We start from the raw sequence: 23366 nt of genomic DNA, 5'->3' as shown, positions 1-23366 counted from the left end.
AACAAGAATATTTTATTTGGACAAGCCTTTGACTAAGCAGCAGCTTTATTTAATTTTTTCATTAATATTTGTCTTATGTTTCGCAGAGCTTGCTAAAGCAAACAGCAGAGACCTTAGTGAAATTGAAGCAAGCAAAACACTTAAAGTTCTAACTTGGTCAGGACAAGATAACTATCTTCCAAGGGCTGGCTCACCACCAAATTTAGATAAAGACTATTTAGAAAATTTTGCCAAAGAAAATAATCTAAGCATTGAGTATATTTTTAAAGATGATTTTGCCGAATTAATCCCTGCCCTAGTTAAAGGCGAAGGCGATATTATCGCCTCAAACCTAACCGTTAACCCTTTACGAAAAAGACAAATTGATTTCACCCTGCCTCTTATTGAAACCACTGAACATTTAATTATGGCAAACGGCGCAAAAGACTTGGTTAATGCAAAAGATTTAGACAGTCGTAAAGTTGCTGTACAGCCTGGTACTTCTTACGCTCTAACAGCAATTGGATTAGCCAAAGTTTATAAAAACCTTGAAATTATTGAAATACCAAAACACCTGAGCCACGATAAAATTTTTGATAAAGTTGCCAGCGGAGAGTATGACTTAACAATTGTTGATTCAAATATTATTGATTCAACTCTCGAGTATCGAAAAGATCTGAAGATAAGTTTGCAAGCTAATAGCGCTAAAGAAATCGCCTGGGCAGTAAATAAACAATCTAACTTACTGAAAACTGCTCTAAATAATTTTCTCGTTCAACAAGAAATTACCATTAATAAAACCATCCCGATTAAAGATGAATGGGACATAATAACTGAACGACGTACGATCAAATTTGTTATGCGCAATAACATCTCTTCCTATTATTTATGGAAAGGTGAGTTAATGGGGTTTCACTATGAACTTGCCAAGGATTTTGCCCGAGCACACCGCCTACGTTATGAAATTTTAGTGGCGCCAGATAATGAAGCGATGTTTGAATACATTAAAGACGGTAAAGCCGATATCGCTTTAGGCTTTTATACGCCAAATCAGCAGCGTATAAAACAAGGTTTGGGCTTCTCTCGTCCGTATCATTACGCAACAGAACAACTAGTCAGTGGAGAAAATGATCCATTAATCAGCCGTATTGAAGATTTAAAGTACCGTAACATTACCGTCAGAAAATCTAGCTCTTACTGGAACACTGTAAAAGATTTACAAACCTTAATGCCTGAAATTGTACTAACAGCAGCACCAGAAACCTACGACACCGAGCGGATCATAGAAGCTGTTGCTACTGGTGAATTTGACCTTACCATTGCCGATAATCATTTGGTTGATTTAGAACTAAGTTTACGTACCGATATCAATGCGGGTATTAATATTGGTAAAGAAAAAGCCCAAAGCTGGGTGGTACAAACTGGCAGTAATGCATTATTAGCTAAAATTGATACCTATATTAAACGTACTTATCGCGGTCTGTTTTATAACGTAATTCATAACAAGTACTTTGAAAATCAAAAACTCATTGATAAACATCACCAAGATTTTACCCAACAAAAAACTGGCGGTGCATTATCACCTTATGATGATGTAGTAAAAAAATATGCCAAACAGTACGGCTTTGATAGCAATTTACTTATCGCGCAAATGCATCAAGAAAGTCGCTTCAACCCTAATGCCAGATCTTATGCCGGAGCTTTAGGCTTATTTCAAGTGATGCCGCGCACCGCTAAAGAATTAAAAATATCTGATATGACTAACCCAGAAAATGGCATTCATGCGGGTGTAAAGTATATGCATTGGGTACAAGAGCGTATGAAAGAGATGGATGTACGCGAAGATCAACTGATTTGGTTTTCACTCGCCTCATATAATGCTGGCTATGGGCACGTAAATGATGCAATTCGTTTAGCAAAACAAAAAGGCTGGCGTGAAGATGTATGGTTTGACAATGTGGAACGGGCGATGTTGCTTTTATCTAAACGAGAATATTCGTCTAAAGCTCGCTATGGTTATGTTCGAGGCAATGAACCAGTTACGTATGTACGCAATATTCGCCATAAGTACCAAGCATATATCCATCAAGTTGAAATGACTTCTCTTTAATTAATTGTTAATAAACTGCCTGAGAAATATTTTCTCGGAACAAAATCAGCAACAGTTCGTAGCAAAGCCATTTCAGGTAGTGCCACAAAGCGGAAGGTTTCATAAATTAAAAGAACGCCGTCATCCTGCGAGCCAAAGCGAGACGCGGGACCTCCCGACGCATACTGAGGTTCTAAAAAGTAATAAAATCAAATTATTATATGTACGCTATAACTGAAGGAGGTCCCCGATGTCGCTTGAACTCCTCGAGGATGACGTTGTATTTTTTCTGATATTTTAAGCCGTCTCCAATGTGGTAAAACTGATCTATGTTTATTGACCACCTACAGCTGCAGAACTATTAGAACAACGTTTCTTTAATAAAAGGAATGGTAATTTTACGTTGCGCTTTAATGGAGGCTTTATCTAGAACATCCAAGCTTTCCACCAAATTATTCATATTACGTGATAAGCGGTTTAGTAAAAATTTAGCCGTTTCTTCATTCATTTCAATACCACGCAATTTAGAGCGAAGTTGCATTGCCAATATCTTATCAACATCTGCTAATGGCTTTAACTGTTCAGTAAAGCCCCAAGTGATACGTGAAACTAGATCAGGTAAGGTAATAAGTAAGCTATTGGCACTATTGTTACCAGCTATGATCAGTTTTTTATTGTTTTCGATGACACGATTATATAAATCAAAAATACCTTGTTGCCATTGTTCATCTCCAGCAATTAGGTGTAAATCATCTAGACAAATTAAGTCAAAGCTCTCAAGGTTTGCTAACACTTCAACAGATAACTGCTTGATTTCTGAAAACGATAAACATAAAGAGGTTAAGCCCATGTCTGCAGCGTAAGCACAACTAGCGTGTAATAAGTGAGATTTTCCTACAGCTGCTTGACCAAATAAATAAAAGCCATTGGTTGTAGTTACAGGAGTTTGAATAAACGCTTTTAACTGTCCGATCACGGCACCACTATTTACCGCATAAAAACTATCAAAAGTTTCATCATCGGGTAAATGAACGGCTAAAGGTAATTGCTCAGTATTCGACATTAACCCTTCCACATAAAACTAATAACCGCATCTTCATTAATAATAGCTAATGGGTCGTGATTTTCACTCAGTTTTTGTTCAAGCTTCAAGCTTTGTTTTATTGCCTCAGCATTTGCTAAAATATTCAGTCTAAATAACATTTTCTCGCCAAATACACTGATAAGCTTAACATCAGATACTAAGGTTAAATTAGTTAAAAACTCACTTACAGAAACAAACGCTTGCATTGAATTAACATTGGCAATTTCAATATCCAACTGACCTTGCTGTTCTGTACTAAATACGTAAGCACTATTGTTGTGTAAATGCTCGGCTAAATCATTTATCGCTAAAGCAATCACTTGATTTTTATCATCACCATTAACTTTATTTTCAATGACTTCGCCCTGACTGATATATTGCCAGTCAGCTGAGTACTGCCATTTCTTACATACACGCCCACAAGTGGTAATATCAGGTTCTTCAAGTAAGGTACTATTTGATACTCGAATAACCACAACAGCTTCAGCTAAATAACGACTCGATGCCTGCTGTAAAGTGTCAGGAAACCTTCCCCAAATATCACTTACCGAAATATTCATTGAATCAGTTAAATCCATTAACGGGAAATTAACAGGCAAACCACGATTGTTCGCCGTATCGGTGATCAGTGTTTTCAATTCAAATGTTGAATCATCAACAACATTACGCACGATACCATCTTCTTCAACCATCCATATGGTCATCAGTGGACGATATTTTCCCCAAACACTAGCTTTAGATTTTTGTAACAACTGATTAATTTTATCCTGTTCAAAACGAGCAAGTAAAAATGTTTCATTTTCGACTTGTTCATAACTGAACTGGCTTAAATAATTATTAGGTTTAGCCAAGGCCTTTTTAATTTGTTCATTTGAGCGAACAAATTTTTCCCCAGCAAGCTTAACAAGTACTTGCTTGAATGCCTGCTTAGCCGCTTTTTGTTTACCCGTAGACGTGTTATCAACCAACACTTGTGCTTGATATAAATCGTTTACTTCTATTGCAAACACAGGGAATGCCATGGCAATAAGTAATAAAAAAGCGCTAACGGCTTTATTAGTAGATAATTTCATTGTTTTCATACGCAAATATTATCATAAAGATTAAGTATTTAACCAAGAAAAAAAATATTTTCTCACAAAGATTTTATATCGGCGTCAGCACTGGTAGAATATGCGCAATTTTTACATCTTTAATATTACAAACTTACATTTTAAGGGTTCCCAAGTGAGCGAGCAAAAACAATCGTTAAGCTATAAAGACGCAGGTGTTGATATCGACGCAGGTAATGCACTAGTTGAAAAAATCAAAACTGCAGTTAAAAGAACTACTCGACCAGAGGTTATGGGTGGCTTAGGTGGTTTTGGCGCAGTTTGTCAAATACCAACAGGCTATAAAGAGCCGGTGTTAATTTCTGGTACTGACGGTGTAGGCACTAAACTACGCTTAGCTATCGATTTAAAGAAGCATGACACAGTAGGTATTGATTTAGTTGCTATGTGTGTAAACGATTTGCTAGTACTTGGTGCTGAGCCTTTATATTTCTTAGATTACTACGCAACTGCAAAACTTGACGTACAAGTTGCAGCAGATGTTGTTGCCGGCATTGCTGAAGGTTGTGTGCAATCTGGTTGTGCATTAGTTGGTGGTGAAACCGCTGAAATGCCTGGTATGTACCATGAAGGCGACTATGATATTGCTGGTTTCTGTACTGGTGTTGCTGAAAAAGCAGAGTTAATCACTGGTGACAATGTTGCTGCTGGCGATCAACTTATTGCGCTTGCATCTTCAGGCCCTCACTCAAATGGTTTCTCTTTAATTCGTAAAGTATTAGAAGTGAATAACACTGATACCAGCGAAATGTTAGGTGAACGTTCAATTGCCGATCATTTATTAGAACCAACAAAAATTTATGTTAAGTCTACTTTAGCAATGCTGAAAGAAGTTAAAGCAAATGCCCTTTCACACATTACTGGTGGCGGTTTCTGGGAAAATATTCCTCGTGTATTACCAGCCAACACAAAAGCGGTGGTAAACGGTAACAGCTGGCAATGGCCTGAAATTTTCAACTGGTTACAAGAAAAAGGCAACATTACTACTCATGAAATGTACCGTACCTTTAACTGTGGTGTTGGTATGATGATTGTTGTTCCTGCTGATAAAGTTGAGCAAAGTTTGGAAATTCTTAAAGCGCACGGTGAAAATGCTTGGCACTTAGGTGAAATTCAAACAGCAAGCGATGACGAAGAACAAGTGGTAATTAACTAAGATGTCATCTGTTAACAATACCGAGAAAAGAATTGTAGTTCTTATCTCGGGTAGTGGCACAAACTTGCAGGCCATCATTGATGCCTGCAAGAAACAATCTATTAACGGTAACGTTGTTGGTGTTTTATCTAACAAAGCTGACGTATATGGCTTAACCCGTGCACAGAACTCTGATATAGCAACACGTGTTCTTTCTCACAAAGAATTTGCAACCCGTGATGCATACGATGCCCAGCTTATTAAAGAAATAGATATCTTTAAACCAGATCTAGTCGTTCTAGCAGGTTTCATGAGAATTTTAACCGCTGAGTTTGTACAACACTTTCAAGGTAGATTGTTAAACATCCACCCTTCTTTATTACCGAAGTACCAAGGTTTAAATACCCATCAACGTGCTATTGATGCCGGTGATGAAGAACATGGTGTGAGCGTTCATTTTGTTACTGAAGAGCTTGACGGTGGACCGGTTATTTTACAAGCCAAAGTGCCTGTATTTACCGGTGACAGTGCTGATGACCTTGCTGCAAGAGTTCATGAACAAGAACATCGAATTTATCCACTAGTGGTTAAATGGTTTTGCGAGCAGCGCTTAACAATGAGCGAAGATTGTGCCAAACTTGATAATCAAGCATTGCCTGAGAATGGCTATGCGAGTGATGAATAGCAAGTATAACTTTTTATTGAACTAACTTACTGTTTATCACTCTAAAATTTTTTACTGCATAGTTAATGGAAACAAAGGGTTATACCAATTCCATTGATTATGTGACCTATTTTTGAGTGAGGAAAAATGGATAAATACAAGGCATAAAATTTTATAAGTAGTTATTCTACTTAAAGATTTTATAACGCCGTAGTTATTCGTTTTAACCGGTCAAAATGATCAGATAATTAATGGACTTGGTATTATTATGAACAGTAAGTTATTATCTCCCCTATTACATGGCTTATTTCTAGCATGTTTTTCCCATTCATCAATGGCTGCAGAACCAGCATCCCCTGTAAGTTCAATTCCTGATTTTACCGCAAAATACAATATTGTTCATGATGGTGACATCGTCGGCAAAGCCGAACGAACATTAAAAAATCTTCCCGATGGTAGTTTTGATTTTAATTACAAAACTGATATCGAATGGTTAATTTTTTCTGATCATCGAAGAGAAATAACCACCAATAAAATTGTTAATGGGCAAGTGACTCCGCTTACTTATAAGTCTGATCGAGAAGGAACAGGTAAAGATAAGTATTATCATTGGCAATTTGATCACGCCAATAAAACCGCTTACAACATGAAAAAGAAGAAAAAGCCAATGAAAGGCGAATGGGTTGATGGCTTACAGAGTAAATTAAGTTATCACCTGCAATCTCGATTAAACCTGATCAATGGCGTTAAAAACTTTCATTTTCAGGCGCTAAGTACCTCTGGTGGTATCAGTACCTATAATTACGAATACATTGGTGAAGAGGAGTTAATGTTACCTTTTGGCGTGATTGATGCGATAAAACTAAGACGTAAAAAACCTAATACTAAGCAAGTTACCTATGCTTGGTTTGCCCCTAGGTTGAATTATTTAATGGTTAAATTGCATCAGATAGAAAGTGATTTTCAGCAATTTCAAGCAGAGTTAGTATCAATAGAGTCAGGAAACACCGACTCTGACTCTACTGAGATTTCAAAAGAGAAATAATCCTAGCCCAGCCTATTACCTTGATAGGCTATTTCACCATATTCAAAAGCTAACCAATCACCTGCGTGAAGTTTCGACCATGTTTCATCAGCAGTGAGGGGTTGCGTAGCTATAACAGTTACTACATCGTGCTCTGTTGTCTCTTTTTTAAAATCAATAGCAACATCGGTATCGATTAACTTTGCAGGGCCAAAGGGGGCTCGTCGAGTGATCCAATGCAAGTTATTTGAACAATAAGCAAAGATAAATTCACCATCACTTAAAATTAAATTAAATACACCTAAGGCATCAATAAGCTCACATAAACTGGCTAAATAATTATAAAGCGCTTCAGATCCAGGCCTGTTATCACCAAACTTAATACGTAATTGTTCTAATATCCATACAAATGCTTGCTCGCTATCGGTGATACCGATAGATAATAGCTTATGGGTTTTTAGTATTTGTTTATGATTGGCAAGTTGACCGTTATGGGCATAAGTGAAATTTCTTCCCCATAACTCACGAGTAAAAGGGTGGGTATTTTCCAAGCTTACCGGCCCAGCGTTGGCTTGCCTTATATGACAAACTACCGCTACACTTTTTATTGGATAGTTAGTTACCAGTTTAGCAATTTCAGAATCGAAGCTTGGTTTAGGATCTTTAAATGTACGACAGCCCTTACCTTCATAAAAAGTAATACCCCATCCATCCTTATGTGGGCCAGTATTTCCGCCTCTTTGCATTAAGCCAGCAAAACTAAAACAAATATCTGTTGGTACGTTGGCACTCATTGCCAATAGTTCGCACATGTAATCGCCTTTATCATTCCTAGGGGTAACTTAATAAATAGTATAACGATTATTTATTAAAAGTTTCAGCAAAAATTAGATCAATTGGGAGACTAAATTATACTTATACATAAGTAATGTAAATAAACTATTTGATCTTGCAATAAAATGTAATTATGCTTAAATTAAATAGTGGTCTGACCTCTTACCTTTTTGGAGTTATTGTGGAAGTATTAATCGGTTTATCAGCATTTATCTTAATCACAGGTTATTTAGCCTATACCAGAGCATCATTAAGTGTTTTTACAAGCAGCTATATTTTATTGATGTTTGTTGGCAGCATCTTTGGCCTTGTTGGCGCTTTTAGTTGGATAGTATTTATTGCTATCGCAGCGCCGTTAAATATTAAAAGCATACGAAAGAGTTTAATTAGTGAAAGACTACTTAAAGCATTTCAAAAAATTATGCCTGAAATGTCCACGACAGAAAAAGAAGCATTGAATGCAGGAACCACCTGGTTTGAAGCTGAATTATTTAAAGGTGACCCTGACTGGACAAAGCTGCATAAATTCCCACAACCTCGCTTAACCCTAGAAGAGCAGGCCTTTTTAGATGGCCCGGTAGAAGAAGTGTGTAGTATGTGTGATGACTGGGAAATTACCCATGAATTAGCCGACCTACCTCCCCTTGTTTGGCAGTATTTAAAAGATAATAAATTCTTTGCGATGATCATTAAAAAAGAATATGGCGGGTTAGAATTCAGTGCTTATGCACAATCTCGAGTATTACAAAAATTAAGCGGTGTTTCAGTGGTATTATCAAGTACTGTTGGCGTACCAAACTCTTTAGGCCCAGGTGAACTACTACAACATTATGGTACTAAAGAGCAGCAAGATCATTACCTGCCCCGTCTTGCTACTGGTGAAGAAATTCCATGTTTCGCCTTAACGAGTCCTGAAGCAGGCTCAGATGCCGGTGCTATCCCAGATTTTGGTATTATTTGTAAAGGTGAATTTGAAGGCAAAGAAGTACTAGGCATGCGCTTAACTTGGGATAAACGTTATATTACCCTAGCTCCGGTCGCGACAATTTTGGGTTTAGCATTTAAGTTATACGATCCTGATCAACTAATTGGCGAAGAAAAAGATTTAGGTATCACCTGTGCCTTAATTCCTACCGATATTGACGGTGTAATTACCGGTCGCCGCCACTTTCCTTTGAATGTTCCATTTCAAAATGGTCCTACTCAGGGTAACGATATTTTTGTACCTTTAGATTTCATTATTGGTGGTAAAGACATGGCAGGCCAAGGCTGGCGTATGTTGGTTGAATGCTTATCTGTTGGACGTGCAATTACCTTACCTTCAACTTCAGCTGGTGGCGCTAAAACACTTGCCTTAGCAACGGGTGCTTATAGCCATATTCGTCGTCAATTTAAATTACCAATTGGTAAAATGGAAGGCGTTGAAGAAGCTCTAGCTCGTATTGGTGGTAATGCCTATTTAATGGATGCTGTTACTACTATGAGTACCGGAGCCGTTGATTTAGGTGAAAAACCTTCCGTGGTATCAGCCATTTGTAAATATCACTTAACTGAAAAAATGCGAGATTGTATTAGTGACGCCATGGATATCCATGGCGGTAAAGGTGTTTGTATGGGGCCAAATAACTACCTAGCCCGTGGTTATCAAGGGGCACCAATTGCCATTACTGTAGAGGGTGCAAATATACTCACTCGTAATATGATCATCTATGGTCAAGGGGCAATTCGCTGTCACCCATATGTATTAGCAGAGCTTGAAGCTGCAGCAAACCCAAACTTTGAACAAGCAACAGAAGATTTCGACCAAGCCTTGTTTGGCCATATGGGCTTTACTATTTCAAACATGGTTCGTTCCGTATGGTTCTCATTATCTGGTGCTCATTTGGTTAGTGCACCTTATAAGGATAAAACTCATCGTTATTACCAAATTATGACCCGTTTTAGCTCGAATTTAGCGTTATTATCAGATTTATCGATGGCAGTGCTTGGCGGTGATCTAAAACGCCGTGAGCGTATCTCTGCTCGTTTGGGTGATGTATTAAGTTACTTGTACTTAGCCTCGGCAACATTAAAGCGCTTTAACGATGAAGGTCGCCAGAAAGAAGACCAAGCATTGATGATGTGGGCTATTGAAGATAGCTTATACAAATGTGAATTAGCGATTAAAGAGTTAAGCGAAAACTTCCCTAACCGCGTTATCGGTAAAGTATTTAAATACTTGGTGATGCCGTTTGGTCCATCGCTTAAAAAGCCAAGTGATGTGTTAGATCATAAAGTGTCGCAATTATTGCAACACCCTAATGCGGCGCGAACACGTTTAGGCCAAGGCCAATACTTAAATAAAACCGATGGTAATTTAATGGGTAAATTAGAATTAGCACTTGAAAATATCATAAAAGCCGAAGCTATAGTCGATAAAATTAATGCTGCTACGGGGAAACGCCACGCTATTATCAATTTAGATGAGCTTGCTGAAAGTGCATTAGCTAACTCTTTAATTACTAAAGAAGAAGCTGAATTATTAACGGTTACAGAGCAACAACGTAAAGACGTGATCAACGTAGATGATTTTGATGCTATTGACCTAGTTGCTAATAAAGAAAAGCATTTAGCAAATCAAGTGCCGAAAAAAGATGAAAAGGCTGCGTAGATGATTGAGAAACGAGTTCAGGAAGGAGTTAGAATTGTCGTTTCTCGTTTCTCGCATTAACTAGCTATAGAGAAATCTTTATCCAGCTTTTTATATTCAACAGGAGTTAAGGCAAACCAAGATTTAAACGCCCTAGAAAAATTACTACAACTGTAATAGCCTAACTTATACGATATTTGTTCAAGCGTTAGATCTTTGTCTTTTAAATAACGTATCGCTAATTTTTTACGTAAATTATCGACAATTTTTTGAAAGCTGGTGCCTTCAACATTTAATTTATTTTGTAACGTACTTTCAGACATACCACATATATCAGCAATAATAAGTTTACTGCACTTACCTTGTGGTAATAATTTTGCGATTACATTCGTTACTTTAGAAGTAAGATCAAACGAGTAACTACGTTCAATAAACTCTTTAACCGTTTTATCTGCTTGAGCAGCTAATGTTTCATTTGCCCAAATAAATTCAACATCTAGTTGTTCGTTATCAAAAACAACCATAGTTTCGTCTGCTGAAAACTCAACGTTATCCCCAAAGAAATCAACATAATCTTGAATTATGTCTTTTGGTGGAGTCCAGGTTAAACATACTTTTTTGACCATCGAATTTGGACCAACAGTTAATTTAAGTAAACTTAACGTTAGAGCCGAGAAAATATCTGAATAGAAATTTGAATTTACTTGGTTAAAATCAACCGTATCAGTGATAACAAGGTAACTTTCACTGTCTTGTTCAACAAAATCAACATCTACCAAGTTAGTAATAAAAGCAAAGCCATTAATGTAACGTTGGCAAAAGTCTCGTAACGAACTGCTATACAAAAGCCCAGTTCCAAATGAATTCAATAGTGCAGGATTTAAATGCTTACATGCTTTAATTGAAATAGCTGGACAAGTTTCTTTAACAAGAGCATCAATATATTTAGAGCACTGTTGCTGTGGTATTCGTTTATAAGCATTAACATAATCACTTAAATCAATACCTACGGATGCAAGTTTCAAATGAAAGTCTGCTGTATACTGTTCAATGGCTGGCTGCAAAAAACTTAGGCTGCCACTATAACTACTCGCTAATAACTTCTTCACCTTAAATCCTCAATAAATAGAATAAAAGCAATACTTTTATTTAGGCATCAATAATACACAGTGTAATTAATAATCAACCTTTAGTAACCACCCTTTAGGGTGAAGTATAAAAACAACATATAAAACAGTAGGATATATAATAATAACCATTATGCTTTATAGTTATAAATATTATTCAAAAAAATCATTACCTCAACTGATCCGATGAGAATAAAATGCATCTAGAAATTAAATTTAGACAATTAAATATTAGCCAGTTCCAGATAAGTTAACTACAGTGTAATGAGTTAAGTTATTCTTTTAATTGGTCTTACCTCACACTCTAGGAGTTAAACATGAGCGTAATGAAGTTCGTTGTTCCATCTTTTGCTTTTTTACTATTAATCGGCTGTTCAGAGCCCGCAGAACAAGTAGCCTCCAAGATAGCTGCTCCCGAAGTTGAAGTTCAAGAAATTGCACTAATCGAACATGGGGTGAGCAATCGCTGGCCTGGTAAAACCCAAATTCTTGATAAAGCGGAATTATCTAGCCAAGTCAGAGGTATAGTCATTAAAAATAACTTCAAAGAAGGCTCTGTCGTTAAGCGTGGCGATGTATTAATAGAGATAGATCCTGAGCCAATTTTAGCTAAACTAGCAACAAATAAAGCGGATGTTGCCAGAGCTCAAATTGAACTTGATTTAGCAGAGAAAACATTTAAGGCCTCACAACGCTTAGTTGAAGAAAAAGTGATCAGCGAATTAGATGCTGATAAAATCAAGGCTGACACAGATATAGCTAAAGTTGAATTACTTACCGCACAATCTGAATTATTAAAAACCGAACTTCGTTTAAAACAAGCAAAGATTGTTTCTCCTATTGATGGCGTGGTTGGTTTAAATGATATCAATATTGGTGAAATTATAGGTCCATTAAAAGGAAATATAATTGAAGTTATCGCTAATGATAAAATTGAGGTCTATGTATTAATAGATCACAAAGAACATTTCCAAAATATGCTTGTATTAAAAGATAAAGCACCTGAAGAAGTACGTAGTATTCATATTGAGTTACCAAATGGCGATGTTTATGAACATGAAGGACTACTCGATTACATTGGTACTGAAGCATCTGAAGAAAGTGGTTACATAAGTTACCGTGTAGTTTTTCCAAACCCTGATGGTTTATTGGTTGCCGGCCAAAATGTATACATAATTGGCCGAGACATTGAAAAGATACATGTTATAAAAATTCCAATGTCTGCAGTACAGCAGGATCAAGCGGGTAGGTACGTTCTTATTGTCAATGAAGCCAACGTTGCCGAAAAATCTTATGTCGACCTAGGAGCTGTAGATGCCAGTAACGTAATCATCACTAAAGGCTTGAATGTTGGCGACACAATTATCACGGCAGGTTTTTTAAGTGTAAAAGTTAATCAGCCGGTTTCAGTAGCAAAATAGCGTTATATAATAAACATTAACTCTAAGGGCTTTTTCGAAAGCCCTTTTTTACGTTTTAAATTCATGATGTTCTGATTTATACAATCTTTGAGTGGGTGTAAATATTGTTTTAAAGCACGTTATGAATAAGGGAGGTCCCGTGTCTCGCTTTGGCTCGGGAGGATAAGCTCTTCCCTGAGCAACCCCTCCCTTTTCCCCATCCATGGTTCGGGAGGATAAGCACTTCCATGTGCAAAGCAGAAAATTATACATCCATGTATTTTCTGCATATAGCTCTTCCCTGAGCAAAACAGAAAATTATACATCCATGTATTTTCTGCATATAGCTCTTCCTTGAGCAAAAAAAAAGCAATATCAGAGCACTACTTCTGATATTGCTAAAAATTTTACTTTGTTAAAAAATACTTTACTTGTTAGCGATAAACCTCATGACAAGTTTATTGCTGAGTTCACAAGAAAGTAGGCGTATTTTAACAATCATTAATTTTATCAACCAATGTAATATAGGCATAAATATTATGCACACAAGTTATAAACCGATTTACTTGCCAAAAATACCACGAGCTATTACCAATCGTTGCACTTCGTTTGCACCTTCATATATTTCACCAATTTTACAATCTCGATAAATAGACTCTAACGGGAATTGTTGCCCTGTAGCGGCTAGTTCTTTAACAAAGCCATAGCCACCACAAACTTGAATAGCGTCACGAACCAAGTCACCCGGTAAAGCACTACCAATGAGTTTTGCCATAGCACACATACCTTGCACATTAGGTCGCTTTTTATCTTCAATTAACGCAGCTTTTATATAAAGATTACGTGCATTTTCCAGCTCTGTTGCATAACCAGCAAATTTAAACTGCCAGTATTGAAATTGCGAAATTGGTTTCCCAAAAATTTCACGCTTCTTCATATAATCAACGGCAAAGTCAAAACCAGCTTGTGCCATCCCTACTCCACACGCGCCAATACCTACACGGCCAAGAGTTAATGAGGTTAGTGCCGATTTCAAGCCTTTGCCCTCTTCACCAACTAAGTTTTCATCGGGTACAAACACATCATCAAAATACACATCAGCAGTTAACTGAATATGATTACCCATTTTCTTATCCGGTTCACCTACACTTGCCCCTTTTGAACTCATATCGATAAGAAACATACTCATCGACTCATCCATTTTACACAGCACGAACATTTGCTGAGCAACAGGTGAGTTGGTGATCCAACGTTTACGGCCATTTATGCGGTAACCGCCTTCTACTTTCGTTGCTACAGTTTGTAATGCTCGAACACTTAAATCTGTGCTTGCTGCCGGTTCGCTAGTAGCAAAGGCACCAATTAACTCACCACTAATGACTTTAGGAAAAAGTTTTTGTTGAACGGCAGGTTTAGCATGCTTAAGCGTATGACCAAATAAAATTAACGGCACATCAATAATAGCTGCGGCAATGCCTGAACTTACATACGCAATTTCTTCAAGTAACACCATGGTAGCTAATGTTGGATATTCTAAACCTGCACCACCATGCTCTTTGGCAAATGGTATAGCGAGTAAGCCTTCATCACCCATTTGTTTAACTAACTGCCAAGGAAATTTACTTACATCTTCAGCTTCAGTATTAATTTTATGGGCTATAGGACGAATGACTCTATCGGCAAACTCTCTAACTTTAGCTCTTACCTTAATAGTTTCTTCAGGTAAAAATAAATCGTCATATAGGTTGTCGCTTATGCGCTGTGGGAAGTTACTCATAATAGTTCTCTGCTTTAAAAGGTAATTAATAGATAAATGTTAAAGTTGTGTGGTTGCTTGCTGATATTCATGCTGCAATTGTTCAATTAAATTAGATATTGGCAATACACTGTCTATTGCACTTACGCCGTGCCCCGCTGACCATATATCTTTCCATGGTTTGGCATCGTCAGGGTTATCATTAACCTCATCCATTTCAGCGCCAATATCAAAGCCATCTGGTGTTGGCAGGTTGTTTAAATCAAAACCAGCTTGCTCTACGCTTGATGTTAAAAAATTTGCTGGAATGCCTGATATGGCATTGGTGTAAATAATATCGCTTGCACTAGATTCAATCAGCATTTGCTTATACTCGTTACTCACCTGGCATTCTTGTGTTGCCAAAAAACGAGTGCCCATGTAAACCAAATCAACACCTAAACATTTGGCCGCAGCAATTTCAGCACCGGTTGAAATACCGCCAGAAAGTAGTAATGTGCCGGTAAAGAATTTTTTTAACTCTTGGATAAGCGCAAATGGATGCAACGTTCCTGCATGCCCGCCTGCGCCTGTTGTAACTGCGATTAAACCATCAACGCCTGCTTGTTGTGCTTTTTTACCATGTCTGGCATTAACAACATCATGAAACACTACCCCGTCATAACTATGAATAGCATCAACAACTGTAGAAATAGCACCAAGAGATGTGATCACAAGCGGCACTTGATGTTTAACCAACATTGCTAAATCTTGTTCTAATCGAGCATTCGATTTATGAACGATTAAATTAACACCAAAAGGGGCGGCAACTTTACCTGTGCTAGCCTCATACGCTGCTAATTCAGCTTTAATTTCAATTAGCCATTCCTCTAGCCCTGCTGTAGTTCTTTGATTTGCGGCAGGGAATGTTCCAACGACACCGTTAATACAATTAGCAACCACCATTTTTGGGTTAGAAGCTAAAAACATCGGCGCTGACACAACAGGAATTGAAAGTTTATCGATAAATGATTCTGGTAAAGCCATAAAAAGATCCAATTATTTATTTATAACCCAATTGTAATTTATCGGATTTAGAACTAATATCGTCCTTTATGACAACTTTATGGTTATTTAAGACATATGATTAAGTTTGCAATTGTCGCCCTAGACGGCTGCTATGGCTCAAGCCTGCATGGCCTGGTAGATGTACTAGTGGTTGCTAATGCACACATTAAAAAACAATCAGACAGTGATGTACCTTTTTTTAATTGGCAATTAATCACTTTTGACAAAAATGAGATTACCACAAGCAATGGCCTGCCTATGTCAGTGGAAATAATGTCAGATGCAACGAGTGACAACCTAAATTTTGATGTGATTTTTATTCCCGGGATCTTATATGAAGGGGCTAAACAGTTTAAGGAAACATTAAAACGTCAACAAGCGATGTACCAATGGTTAAATGTACAACACCAGCATGGCGCGATTGTTACTGCTAATTGCACATCAACGTTTTTCCTGGCAGAATCTGGATTATTAGATGATAAAACTTGCACCAGTATTTGGTGGTTAGAACACTTATTTAAAAAGTACTACCCAAATATTGATCTGAGCTTTGCTGAACTTATTATCGAACAAGAAAGAGTAATAACTGCCGGAGCGGCAACATCGCACTTCCAACTAGGCCTTAACTTACTAAAAAAGTTCACTACTGAAACCATAGTGCAGCAAACCTCTAAGGCGATGTTAATTGATACTCGTAAAGTCCATGTGTCACCAGAACAGCTATTAAACGTTGCCAGAGAGCATAACAATCGCCTATTACAAAAGGCCCAAGACTGGATAGATCAAAATCTAAGTAACACCTTCACCCTAAAACAAATGGCAAAAGAGCTTGCTACAACAGAGCGAACTATCACTCGACAATTTAATGACGTGCTTGCTACTTCGCCGATAAAGTATATTAAAAATTTACGTATAAACAGTGCCAAGTATTTACTTGAACACAGTGAACTTTCATTAGAACAAATTATTGATAAAGTAGGATATAAAGACAGAAGTTCATTTTCAAAAGTATTTAGCAAATATACCGGATTACCGCCGATTAGTTACCGTAGACAGTTTAAAAAAATAGCACCGTCATCCTCGAGGAGCTCGAGCGACATCGGGGACCTCCGGCAGGAATAGTGTGCATTAAAAAAGTTGATTTTATTTCTTTTTAGAGTTTCTGTGTGCGTCAGGAGATCTCGTGTCTCGCTTTGGCTCGCACGAGATGACGGTATTAAAATTCTTATATGTTCATCAACCGCTAAAATTAATTTTAGTGAATAGCTTCACCGCTTGAATTCGATTACTCACACCAAGTTTTTTATAGGCTACTTTTAAGTGTGACTTCACCGTATTAATAGATAAATACAACTCATCTGCAATTTGCTGATTGGAATAGCCTTGGCCGAGTAATTCCATTACATTTTGCTCTTTTACCGTCAGTTGCTCAAAACTGTGTGCATTAAAGGTTTGATCGCTATCTTTACCTTCAAAACGTTCACATATTGTTATTAAAAACTCTTTTCTTAATGGCGATAGCTCTGTAGCTGACCAATCTTGTAAATAACCAATAGCAACAGAGCTTAAACGCGCAAAAAATTGTATTAATTGCTTACTACTAGCAATGGCAATAACTTTTTTTAACGTTACTTTTGCTAACGACACTTCTTCAGTTTTTATATAAGTATTAACCAAAAATATTAACGTTCTTACCTGCTGAACAGTGCGGCCGTTATCTTCAAAATACTTTATTTGACCGTGCAAAATTTCTTTCACTTGGGAAAATTGAGCTTTATCAGTTAACACCAATGCGTCAATCAATGCTTCATTAAATAAGAGATGAGAGCTTTGCTGACCGATACCGCTAAATTCTTCTTTAAACGATTGATATAAGCCTAACGCATCATCACGATTGCCAAGCTCTAAGTTATGTTCAATAACTTCATAAATTAGAGGTATTTTGGTCAAGGTTAAATTTCTCGATTTCATCAGCTCCATAAATTGTTCTATGCATACTTCTTTTTGTTCTTGCTCGCCTAAGTCGGTAAGTATTTGCAGCTTTAACGGGTAATACCAAATTAATATTGTTGGGTCGGCAATGTAGCTAATTATATTGTCAGACTTCAAAAAACATGCTCTTGCTGACTCTAAATCGCCGGTAACATACGCACTCATGCCTCGAATAGTATGAACGACAAAGTGCAGTTGACTGTCATGTGCCTTAGTAGAAATAAACTTATCTATATCATCACAAACTGCAATACACTTATCAAAATTTGCAAGGCTAAATTCCATCATAGCCTCAGTAAAGCGGATAATAAGTGTGCTATAAAATAAGCTCCCATCTTCTGTGAAAAAATGTCCTTCATTTACTAACGATCTAAGTGTTTCAAAATCGTTAGTATGTAAACAAATTAAACTTAGTTCAGCGCGTAAAGAATTCTCAGCATAAGGTATGTTTAAAGGACTATTTGCTAATTCACTTCTAACATCTGTTTCATGCTCTAATAAATGATCTGAAAATAAACCTATTGCACATTTTAACGCTATGATCAGGCTATTAAAACTTTCATTAAGCTGTGGATTTTTCAGTACCATTTTTTCCATCATATCGATGACATTTTTGGCATTTCTATGCTGATAACTTAGGGCATATGACCAACCGACCAAAACAAGAACGTAAGGGTTTGACATAACTACATCATAAGGAAATTGTTTAATTAAACTTTTAAAACGAGGGAAATTTCCACTAGAAAGGATATCAATACCATAATTGGTAATTAAATTTACAGCTTCATCATATAATTTGGCTTTAACATAATGTTCGGTGGCCTCTATATATACCTTTTGCCCTAAAAACCACTTGGCAGCTCTTTCTTCTAATACTATTAAATCTATAGTTTTACTTTCGACGAGCTGTGATTTTAGGTATTCACGCATTAGAGGATGTATAGAAAACCACTGCAAACTTTTTGCTAACAGTGGATCATTTAATCTGATTAATGGAATGACATCACTTATTTTCGCAAAAAAATCCTTTTTAAGAATTAACGCTTCAATTAAATCATTACACAAGTATTCACTTATTGTTAATGATATTAGGTCATCCTTTTCTTCTGAAGATAAAGACGCCAATATCTCTTGATAAAAATACTCGGCTAAATTTACGTTTGCGTTACTAAATTCATCATCCCAGTTAGGAGATTTTACTCGCCAATCATCAACAGAAACACTTGTTGATACAATTGCAGGCCAACCACCAGTACGTTCTAAAACTAAGTCTATTTCATTTTCAGTTAAATTATTTAAACTAGATTGCTTTGATATTTCTTTAACTTCATCCGAACTAAAGCTTAAATCGGCCTGATTAACTTTAATTACAGTATTAGCTAATAAAGCTTTGGCAATATTAAAAGGTGGATCAAATCGACTTGCTAGTATGGCTTTGATATTACGTGGCGAATGTAATGAAACTTGTTGTAAAAAATCGATAACAACAGAGTTGTTTATGCAATGAACATCGTCAAACAAAAAATATAGATCTTCATTAAATGTGTCTAGTTGTTCAAACAACCTATTTATAAAACGTAGAAAAGAAATATTTTCATCATAAAATATATTTTCAGCTATAATTGCTTGCTTCTTTAATTCATTTAATAAGCTAACAAAAAAGTACTCTGCAGTATTATCATCAACGCTGAAGGTAAACCAAACTACCTTGCCACCACTTTGAATAATCTCGTCAGCAAAGTCTGTCATTAGATAAGTTTTACCATAACCTCCTGGCGCTTTAACAAAAGCCATTTGGCTGTGCTTTGAAACGCTTTTATTTATTTTTGCCAGTAACTGCACTCTACTGATAAAGTTATTTGGCTTGATCGGAATAAGAAATTTTTGCATAAAATTATTTTAATACCTGATTAAATACAAGCTGACTTGTACTTGGAAAAATAGAGTAATACTAAGTTAATTTTTCAATTTGATTCAAAAGCTTCCCCTTAAACCATTGATGAGCTTTACTATTTTCTGAGCGTTTATGTTCAAGTAAGAAAAACTCGATCAGATCTTTTTTCGGTAAGTTGAATTCATACACTGTTTTAAATCGATCAATTAAATCAGGGTTTTGTATTAATAAACTTGGACCTATAAATAAACAATCACTGTTTTGCATTATCTCTAGCAACATCTGCAACTGGCTAGTTTTATATAAAGGTTCTTTACTTACACCTTTTTTTGCCAACATGATTTCTACAGGACCAGTAAACTTAGCACTTTGATTATTTTCAACGTTTAAGGCAACAAAATCATATTTCATACAATCAATTAAACTTACTTCTTTTTGGCTTGTTAAAGGATGTCCTTTACGAGCAAAAATAGCCGGTTTAGCTATGCCAAGGGACATCGCGTTAAATCTCGCTGGGATATCTTTAGCAACATGGATGGCAAAATCTAGTGTTCCTGCTTCAAGTAAATCAAACGGGTTAGATTTAGCGGTACTTTCGGTTAATTCTATATTCGGCGCTTCGGTATGCAATAAGTTAAATAGAGGCAATATAATGTTGTGACTAAGCATAGAAGGAATGGAAATAGAAAAGCCCTGTTCACAAGTAAGTGGGTCAAATTCTTCACTTGAGAGAATATTATTTAAGCTTTCTAAGGTTTCAGGCAAAATGCGTTCAAGCTCTAATGCTTTCGCGGTCGGACTAATACCAACTGATGTTCGATAAAATAATTGGTCATCAAACAGATCTCTTAATCGTTGTAAGGTTCGACTCATAGCTGGTTGAGTTATAAAGAGAATTTCAGCAGATCTGCCAACATGTCGCTCTTTAAGTAAAACACTTAACGACACTAATAAATTTAAATCTATGCGTGACAATTTTTGTTCTAATATCTTCATCTTATGCGCCCAAATTATATTACTTCTTAACTATACTGCAAGAATATGCATAAGGCATGATTTAATTTATATCAAAATGTAATTGTTTCCTTTCTTTTATTAAAATAATGAATTCACCCGAAAGGATGAGTGCTTTCAAAAAACAACTTCTTTAACCTGTTTAGTTATCAAATAAAAACAACAATTAAATAATATTTAAATTTCACAACGACAACAGGAAGAGATTGAAACATGAGCCAGTTTGAAAACAAAACAGTAATAATTACCGGCGCTTCTGCAGGTATTGGTAGAGCAACAGCATTAGAGTTTGCAAAACAAGGTGCAAATGTAGCACTAGCAGATATTAATATGCCCGGCACTGAAGAGACGGCAAAGCTAATCACAGATAATGGTGGTACAGCATTAGTAGTCAAAACTAACGTTGCTAGCATGGAAGAATGTCAAAACATGGTTGATAAAACAGTAGCTAAATTTGGTCAGCTAGATGTGATTTTCAATAATGCTGGTATTGCCGGTGATAGAGGTTTAATTGAAGATACATCTACTGATATGTGGCAAAAAGTAATCGACATTAACCTAAACGGTGTGTTCTTTTGTACTAAAGCAGCAATCCCTGCAATGTTAAAAAATGGCAGCGGCGTAATTATTAATACAGCATCTGTAGATGGTTTAGTAGGTATGAGTACAATTTCACCATACGTTGCAGCTAAGCACGGCGTTGTTGGCTTAACAAAAAGCACAGCTTTAGAATACTCTCGTAAAGGAATTCGCTCTCTAGCAATTTGTCCAGGCTACGTAGTAACTGAAATGACAGAAGTTGGTTTTGCACAAGAAGAGCAAGATGCTTTTGGTGCTATGACGCCATTAGGACGAGGGGCAACACCACAAGAAATAGCCAATTTCGTTACCTTTTTAGCCTCAGATAAAGCGTCATTTATGAATGGCTCTGCTCATCAAATTGATGGTGGTTTATTAGCTGGTATGGGAATTATTGATTAAAGCTACAAGCAACAACCTGTTAATTATAAAGCTCATCGACAATGCCGATGAGCTTTATTTCCTTCAGGGGCGATATAAATCTCTCTTCAAAAAAGTTCAAAATAAAACGAATACAAAAAACTCATTATCTTCGTAAGCCACTGTATATAAATGCATTTAATTAGAGCAATTGTACTTATTTAATTTTCACCCGTTAGGGTGATATTGAAAAAAAACCTTACGTATTACTGTCAATGCATAGAAACAAACCATGATTGATGGAAGAGATAATATGTTTGAATTTGATGAAGTACCATTACCTAAATTAGGTCTTACTGGCCTTGAAGGTGCAATGAGTGAAGAAGAGTTAGCCATTCAAGATATGGCTCACCGTTTTGCTGCAGAAGTAATGCGTCCAATCGCTGAACAGTTAGATAAAATGGACCATGAAGCTGCTATTGCTGAAGATTCGCCTATTTGGGAATTTTTAGAAAAAATTGAAGAGTCTGGTTTATTAGATTTAGGCGCAATTGCGGGAATGAGCAATGAAGAAAAAGCGCGCATTATTCCTATCATATTTGAAGAACTTGCATGGGGTGATTCTGGCCTTGCTATGGGCTACTTAGTAAGTAAGTTCCCTGCTTTTGTTGCTTTTGGATCAGGTGATTCTGAACTAATTGAACGCTTTGGACATTTACGTGGTTGTTGGGCTGCAACTCAACCTGAACGCGGTTGTGACATGGTTGACCTTGAAAAAACCGAAGCTCATCCAGGTGAAAAACAAAGTAGAGGAAATTTAATCGCACGCGTTGAAGGTGATGAAATAGTCATTACCGGCCAAACTTCTGCGTGGGTTTCTGGAGCTCCAATTGCTCAATCAGCACTGCTATATTGCTCATTTGATGATGGTAACGGTATCTACAACGAAGATGGCAGTCATAAATACGTTGCTATATTAGTACCATTTGATATTGACGGTGTTACTAAAGGTAAGCCGCTCGATAAAATGGGCATGCGCTCACTGTGTCAGGGCGAAATATACTTTGATGAAGCACGTGTTCCACTTAAATACATGGTTGCTAATGCCGAACAAGGTTTCCCATCATTTTTTGGCGCATTAACCTTTGCCAACATGGAAATGGGTATTTCTTTTACTGGTGTTGCCCGTGCTGCACTTGATCATGCTCTTGCATATGTTCATGAACGTAAACAAGGTGGAACAGAGTTGATCAACCATCAAACTGTTCGCGCTCGTTTATTTAAAATGCATCAAAAAGTAGAAGCATGTAGAGCTATGGCAAAACGTGTATTTGATTACAACTATGGCCCAAATGGTCCTCATTTAATAGCATCAGCAACTTCAAAAACCTTTGTTACTGATACTTGTGTAGAAGTGTGCTCTGAAGCAGTTCAACTATTTGGTGGTAATGGTTTAACCCGTGAATACCCTCTAGAAAAATTATTCCGCGACGCTCGCGCTTCGCAAATTGCCGATGGTGAAAACAACATGTTAGGTCTAAAAGCCGCAACATGGCTAAGCAAAGCTTATAAAGATAAAAACGGTTTATAAATCTAAATAAAGTCACCGTTTTAGTAAACATAGAAACAAAAGAATTTAAGGAAACA

17 protein-coding genes are annotated in these 23366 nt (G+C 36.7%); 9 read left to right on the top strand and 8 right to left on the bottom strand.

Features of this window, described 5'->3' with window-relative positions; translation table 11 throughout:
- Positions 1–28 precede the first annotated feature (28 nt).
- Complete coding sequence (locus RGQ13_RS07880; RefSeq protein WP_348393010.1) at positions 29–2089, top strand: MltF family protein; 2061 nt, start codon at positions 29–31, stop codon at positions 2087–2089.
- Between the two features lie 340 nt (positions 2090–2429).
- Here RGQ13_RS07880 and hda read toward each other — a convergent pair whose 3' ends face one another.
- Both hda and RGQ13_RS07870 read right to left on the bottom strand, forming a co-directional pair.
- Positions 2430–3131, bottom strand: a complete 702-nt coding sequence (gene hda, locus RGQ13_RS07875; RefSeq protein ID WP_348393009.1) for a DnaA regulatory inactivator Hda — start codon at positions 3129–3131, stop codon at positions 2430–2432.
- Positions 3131–4234, bottom strand: a complete 1104-nt coding sequence (locus RGQ13_RS07870; RefSeq protein WP_348393008.1) for a DUF2066 domain-containing protein — start codon at positions 4232–4234, stop codon at positions 3131–3133. Before RGQ13_RS07870 ends, hda begins: the two co-directional genes overlap by 1 nt.
- Positions 4235–4379: 145 nt before the next feature.
- On the opposite strand from RGQ13_RS07870, the gene purM reads away from it, so the two are divergent.
- The 3 genes from purM (at position 4380) to RGQ13_RS07855 (ending at position 7108) form a co-directional block, all read left to right on the top strand.
- Positions 4380–5420, top strand: coding sequence for a phosphoribosylformylglycinamidine cyclo-ligase (gene purM / locus RGQ13_RS07865; protein ID WP_348393007.1), 1041 nt, complete (start codon positions 4380–4382; stop codon positions 5418–5420).
- Between the two features lies 1 nt (position 5421).
- Positions 5422–6084, top strand: a complete 663-nt coding sequence (gene purN / locus RGQ13_RS07860; protein ID WP_348393006.1) for a phosphoribosylglycinamide formyltransferase — start codon at positions 5422–5424, stop codon at positions 6082–6084.
- Between the two features lie 247 nt (positions 6085–6331).
- A complete protein-coding gene (locus tag RGQ13_RS07855; protein ID WP_348393005.1) occupies positions 6332–7108 on the top strand; it encodes a DUF3108 domain-containing protein in 777 nt (258 codons plus the stop codon).
- A 2-nt stretch (positions 7109–7110) separates the two neighbouring features.
- Here RGQ13_RS07855 and RGQ13_RS07850 read toward each other — a convergent pair whose 3' ends face one another.
- The gene (locus tag RGQ13_RS07850) at positions 7111–7899 is read right to left on the bottom strand and encodes a class II glutamine amidotransferase (RefSeq protein WP_348393004.1); all 789 of its coding nucleotides are present in this window, start codon (positions 7897–7899) and stop codon (positions 7111–7113) included.
- Between the two features lie 203 nt (positions 7900–8102).
- Here RGQ13_RS07850 and fadE point away from each other — a divergent pair, with 203 nt between their 5' ends.
- Positions 8103–10571 carry an acyl-CoA dehydrogenase FadE gene (gene fadE / locus RGQ13_RS07845; protein ID WP_348393003.1) on the top strand — a complete coding sequence of 823 codons (2469 nt, stop codon included), beginning with the start codon at positions 8103–8105 and terminating at the stop codon, positions 10569–10571.
- Positions 10572–10627: 56 nt separating this feature from the next.
- Here fadE and RGQ13_RS07840 read toward each other — a convergent pair whose 3' ends face one another.
- On the bottom strand, positions 10628–11659 hold the full coding sequence (locus tag RGQ13_RS07840) for an AraC family transcriptional regulator (RefSeq protein WP_348393002.1): 1032 nt from the start codon (positions 11657–11659) through the stop codon (positions 10628–10630).
- A 335-nt stretch (positions 11660–11994) separates the two neighbouring features.
- Here RGQ13_RS07840 and RGQ13_RS07835 point away from each other — a divergent pair, with 335 nt between their 5' ends.
- On the top strand, positions 11995–13098 hold the full coding sequence (locus RGQ13_RS07835; RefSeq protein WP_348393001.1) for an efflux RND transporter periplasmic adaptor subunit: 1104 nt from the start codon (positions 11995–11997) through the stop codon (positions 13096–13098).
- Between the two features lie 541 nt (positions 13099–13639).
- Here the strand turns inward: RGQ13_RS07835 and RGQ13_RS07830 are convergent.
- Positions 13640–14854 carry an acyl-CoA dehydrogenase family protein gene (locus tag RGQ13_RS07830; protein WP_348393000.1) on the bottom strand — a complete coding sequence of 405 codons (1215 nt, stop codon included), beginning with the start codon at positions 14852–14854 and terminating at the stop codon, positions 13640–13642.
- A 39-nt stretch (positions 14855–14893) separates the two neighbouring features.
- On the bottom strand, positions 14894–15859 hold the full coding sequence (locus tag RGQ13_RS07825) for an NAD(P)H-dependent flavin oxidoreductase (RefSeq protein WP_348392999.1): 966 nt from the start codon (positions 15857–15859) through the stop codon (positions 14894–14896).
- A 96-nt stretch (positions 15860–15955) separates the two neighbouring features.
- On the opposite strand from RGQ13_RS07825, the gene RGQ13_RS07820 reads away from it, so the two are divergent.
- On the top strand, positions 15956–17002 hold the full coding sequence (locus RGQ13_RS07820; protein WP_348392998.1) for a GlxA family transcriptional regulator: 1047 nt from the start codon (positions 15956–15958) through the stop codon (positions 17000–17002).
- A 114-nt stretch (positions 17003–17116) separates the two neighbouring features.
- On the opposite strand, the gene RGQ13_RS07815 is transcribed toward RGQ13_RS07820, so the two are convergent.
- Entirely contained in the window at positions 17117–19762 is a 2646-nt protein-coding gene (locus tag RGQ13_RS07815; protein WP_348392997.1) for a LuxR C-terminal-related transcriptional regulator, read from the bottom strand.
- Positions 19763–19823: 61 nt separating this feature from the next.
- Positions 19824–20762, bottom strand: a complete 939-nt coding sequence (locus RGQ13_RS07810; protein WP_348392996.1) for a LysR family transcriptional regulator — start codon at positions 20760–20762, stop codon at positions 19824–19826.
- Positions 20763–20993: 231 nt separating this feature from the next.
- Here RGQ13_RS07810 and RGQ13_RS07805 point away from each other — a divergent pair, with 231 nt between their 5' ends.
- A complete protein-coding gene (locus tag RGQ13_RS07805) occupies positions 20994–21761 on the top strand; it encodes an SDR family NAD(P)-dependent oxidoreductase (RefSeq protein ID WP_348392995.1) in 768 nt (255 codons plus the stop codon).
- Between the two features lie 271 nt (positions 21762–22032).
- Positions 22033–23310 (top strand): acyl-CoA dehydrogenase family protein, encoded by a 1278-nt coding sequence (locus RGQ13_RS07800; RefSeq protein WP_348392994.1) that lies wholly within the window; start codon positions 22033–22035, stop codon positions 23308–23310.
- Positions 23311–23366 lie beyond the last annotated feature (56 nt).

The organism is Thalassotalea psychrophila, assembly GCF_031583595.1.
GTDB lineage: Bacteria > Pseudomonadota > Gammaproteobacteria > Enterobacterales > Alteromonadaceae > Thalassotalea_A > Thalassotalea_A psychrophila.
Note: the sequence above shows the minus strand (reverse complement) of the source record. Positions and strands in the feature narration are given on the sequence as shown.